Source organism: Burkholderia sp. APQ4-4ca (genome assembly GCF_057837105.1).
The window spans coordinates 1-3,926 of sequence record NZ_JBYQCG010000171.1 but is presented as its reverse complement, the minus strand read 5'-3'; the positions used below and the strand labels follow the sequence as shown (position 1 = coordinate 3,926).

Here is a 3,926-nt window from a genome sequence, read left to right as displayed (position 1 = left end):
GTGCCCAGCACCGTCGCGCCGTCGTAGATCGTCACCGTCGAATACGCTTCGGCCTGCCCCGACAGCATCGGTTGCGTGCCTTCCGTCGCCGCGTCGATCTTCGGCTGCGACGGGGGCGTCGTGTCGAGCTGGATGCCGTACGACGTCGACGGCACGCTCATGCCGATCTCGTTGCTCGCGCGCGCCGTCAGGCGATACTCGCCGTCGCTCAGCCGCTGCGTGAGCGCGAAGCTCCACGTGCCGTTCGCGCCGACTACCGCGGTGCCGACCTGCACGCCGTCCACCAGAATGTGAATCGTCGCACCGGGATCGCCGCGGCCGCTCACCGTCGGGCGCGGGTCGTTGGTCAGTCCGCCTTTTTCGATCACGCCGGTGTGCGGCGGTACGTTGTCGGTCACTGTATCGATCGTCGGACGCGATGGACGCATCGTTGCTTTCTGCTCTGCCATGGTTACTTTCTCGTGTCAGTCCTGGATGTCCCGGAGCCATCCGGACAGTTCAATCATTTGGCTCCGCGGCAACCACCACCGCTTGCCGCGGAGCCATCGTTCGCCGCTCGTTACCCGGCCTCGAGTTCGATCTCGACGCGCCGGTTCTGCGCACGTCCTTCCGCCGTCGAATTGGTCGCAACCGGCTCTTCCGCCCCCTTGCCGACGGTCGTGACGTGTTCGGCACGCAATCCGCCCGTACGCAAGTACGTGGCAACCGCGCGAGCCCGCGCCTCGGACAGTCGGACGTTATGGGCGTGCGCGCCCTGCGAATCCGTATAGCCCGTGACCGTCACACGGCGAAACCGGGCGTCGCGATTCATGTCCAGGAAGCGATTGAGCTCCTGGCGGGCACTCGGGGTCAGCACTGCGCTGTCGAACGCGAAGTTCGCACTGCCTTGCAGCAGCACCTGGCGCTGCGCAATCGGCGCGGCGACCGCCTGCGGCTGCTCGACCGGTTGCGGTTGCGCGGCGACAGGCGGCTGGACGGGTGCTTGAGGCGGCACGCCGCACAGGAACGTCAGTTCGCGCGGATCGCCCATCGCGGCGCCGCGACGCACGCGATCGACCGTTTGCAGCGGCGTGACCGGCTTGCCGGCGCAGAACTTCTGCGCGGCTGCCTCGCACGATTTCGTGCTGGAGACGAGCCCCTCGCAGGTCACGCGAAAGACCGGCGCCGGCTGATCGGACGCCTTGATCGCCCGGACGGTATAGGTCGGGCCCGATTGCGTCGTGCATGCGCTCAGCACGACGACGAATGCGCCGAGCAGACCCCGACGGACGAAGTGTTGTGGTTTATTCATGATGATTCGGTCCGCTCGAGGCGGACTCCTGGAAATTGACGGATGGAAATGAAGCTGGTCGTGTGGCGTGGTGCGTGGCGTGGCGGACGACAAGCGCCCGCTCGGCCACGCAGGGGGTGACGGCGCGGGCCGAACGGCCCGCGTTGCCGCTTTACCACTGATACGACGCACCTGCACCGAAGGTGTTGCCGCCGCTGCTGAGGCTGACGCCGGCACGCATCTTCAGGTTTTCCGTGATGCGCGCTTCACCGCCCATCGCAACCGCCTGATAGCCCTTGTACGACGCACCGGCCACACCGAACGACAAGGTCTTGCCCGGATCGACACCCGGAATCATCGTCAACGCCGTGGCTGCCGCAATACCCGAGTAGGCATTGCGCGCCATGTCATTGATCTGACCTTGCATCCCGCCGATCGCCCGGTCGAGCTGCCCCTTGTTGACGGCATCGGTCTTCTTGATGCCGTCCGCGACATTGACAAGCCGGCGCTCGTGGCCGTCCGAGCCGATCGACACGGTGTTGGCTTCGGTTGCCTTCGACCCGCTGCCCAGCGCAACCGAGTTGGTCGCGCTGGACGACACGGTCGCACCGTGGCCGAGCGCCGTGCCGTCGTCCGCTTGCACCTTCGAGCCGGCGCCGATTGCCGTGCCGTTGTTCTTGGCATCGGCGATCTGCGACCCGGAGCCGACAGCGATGTTGCCGTTGCCGGTGCCCGGCTTCGCGGCGACGACTTCACCGCTATCCTTGCCGCTGCCGCCCGTGCCGCTGATCAGGTCGTTGCCGTTCTTGCCTGAACCGCCGTTGTTGTCGTCACCGGGCTTGGTTGCCACGGTCAGACGTTCGTCGATATCGTTGACGCGCCCTTCCAGCTTCGAGAACTGGCCGTAGTTCACGGCGTCGTACTGGGTCTTGCCGTCCGCGACATTCGTCAGCACCACCGGCCCCGTCGACAAGCCGTTGCCAAGCGTCACCTTGCCCCAATTCACGGTGCCGTCGCCGTTCTTGTCGTACGCGACCGCGCCGACCAGCTTCGTGGCTTCACCGAGATTGTTCTGGATCTGCGTGACCCGGCTGTCGATGTTCGTCAGCGCGTCGCCTGCATTGTGGAAAGTTTTGTCATCCACTTTGTAGGTCGGCGCAACGATCTCGCCGGTGGTCTCGTCGATCTTGGCACCGCCGCCGAGCGCATCGGTCACGCCACTCAACTGGCTGACGTTCACCGCATCCGTCTTGGCCGTACCCGCCGCCACGTTATGCAGTGCGACCGGTGCTGCGGCACCCTTGCCGCCGAGCGTCACCGAGCCGTAGTTCGTGGTGCCGTCGTCGTTCTTGTCGTACACGACCGCCGATTGCAGCTTGCCGTCTTCACCGACCAGGCCGGCCGAGCGCAACTGCCGCACGTTGACCGCATCGGTTTCGTCGGTACCGTCCGCGACGTTCTTCAGCTTGACCGGCGCCGCCGCACCCACGCCACCGAGCGTGATGGAGGTGTGGTTGTCGTCGTCGTACTGAACCGCGTTCTTGACGCCCTGAGCCAGCGTCTCGATTTGCTTCGCGCTCTCGTTCATACGCTCGTCGACATGCGTGAACGCATCGCCGACGTTGTCGTACGTGTCCTTGAACCCGTCCGCCCCGGTCAATTCATACGTCGGCGCCGAAATATCGCCGGTCACCGGATCGAACTTGGCGCCACCGCCGAGACTGTCCGCGATGCTGGACAACGCGAAATTCATCTGGCCACCGTTGACTGCCTCGGTGCTGTCCAGCGCCAGCGAGCCGTCCGCGACGTTGCGAATCACCGTGCCCTTCGCGCCCGCCAACGTCACCGATGCCTTGGTGGCGTCGTCATAGGCGACCGCGTTCGAGTCCGTGCCGTTGCCGGAACCGCCGTCACGTTGCTCGAGCGCCTTGATGGCATCGCCGACCGACGCGTAATCCTTGCCGTCGACCGTATACACCGGCGTGGTGATCTTGCCGTCCGCGTCGATGCCCAGGCCGCCACCGATTGCATCGGTCACGCCCTTCAGCTGCGACACGTTGACCGCGTCCGCCGATGCCTTGCCGTTTGCGATGTTATGCAATGCGACAGGGATACCGGCGTTCGTGCCCCCGAACGTCACCGACGCGAAGTTCGTGGTGCCGTCGGCGTGCGTGTCATAAGTCACGGCCGAGAGCGACTTGCCGCTCTCGCCGATCAGGCCCGACGACTTCAGCTGCGCCACGTTCACCGCGTCCATGTCGGCCGTACCGGCCTTCACGTTCGACAGCGTCGTGCCGCTCTGGCCGCCCAGCGTCGCCGTGTCCTTGCTCACGCTGTCGTACGCCATCGCCAGCGGGTTCATGCCTCCCTCCACGTCGCGGATTGCGTCCGTCAGTTGATCGACGTTCACCGCGTCGGTGCCAGCCTTACCCTTGGCCACGTTCGACAATGTCACCGGATCCGCCGACTTCCCGCCGCCCAGCGACACCGAGCCGTAGTTCGTCGTGCCATCCAGGTTACGGTCGTACGTCACCGCGGCAATCGACTTGCCGTCGTCACCGATCAAGCCCGACGACTTCAGCTGCGACACGTTCACCGCGTCCGTGTCGGCCTTGCCCGCCGCCACGTTCGACAGAACCGTGCCGCCTTCGCCCGC

At 65.6% G+C, this 3,926-nt stretch carries 3 protein-coding genes; all 3 read right to left on the bottom strand.

The genetic code is table 11. The annotated features are described in order from the left end of the window. Nucleotides 1-398, bottom strand: a 398-nt coding sequence (locus AC3IFE_RS19620; RefSeq protein ID WP_489191642.1) for an Ig-like domain-containing protein, incomplete at its 3' end; no start/stop codon positions are given. A gap of 161 nt (nucleotides 399-559) precedes the next feature. Continuing rightward, nucleotides 560-1,291 carry an OmpA family protein gene (locus tag AC3IFE_RS19615; protein WP_089468730.1) on the bottom strand — a complete coding sequence of 244 codons (732 nt, stop codon included), beginning with the start codon at nucleotides 1,289-1,291 and terminating at the stop codon, nucleotides 560-562. Nucleotides 1,292-1,442: 151 nt separating this feature from the next. Then, on the bottom strand, nucleotides 1,443-3,926 hold a 2,484-nt coding region (locus AC3IFE_RS19610; RefSeq protein WP_489191641.1), incomplete at its 5' end, for a YadA family autotransporter adhesin.

Coding starts and splice junctions, on each gene's coding strand:
- AC3IFE_RS19615 (WP_089468730.1), bottom strand. CDS start 1,291: ATGAATAAACCACAACACTTCGTCCGTCGGGGTCTGCTCGGCGCATTC.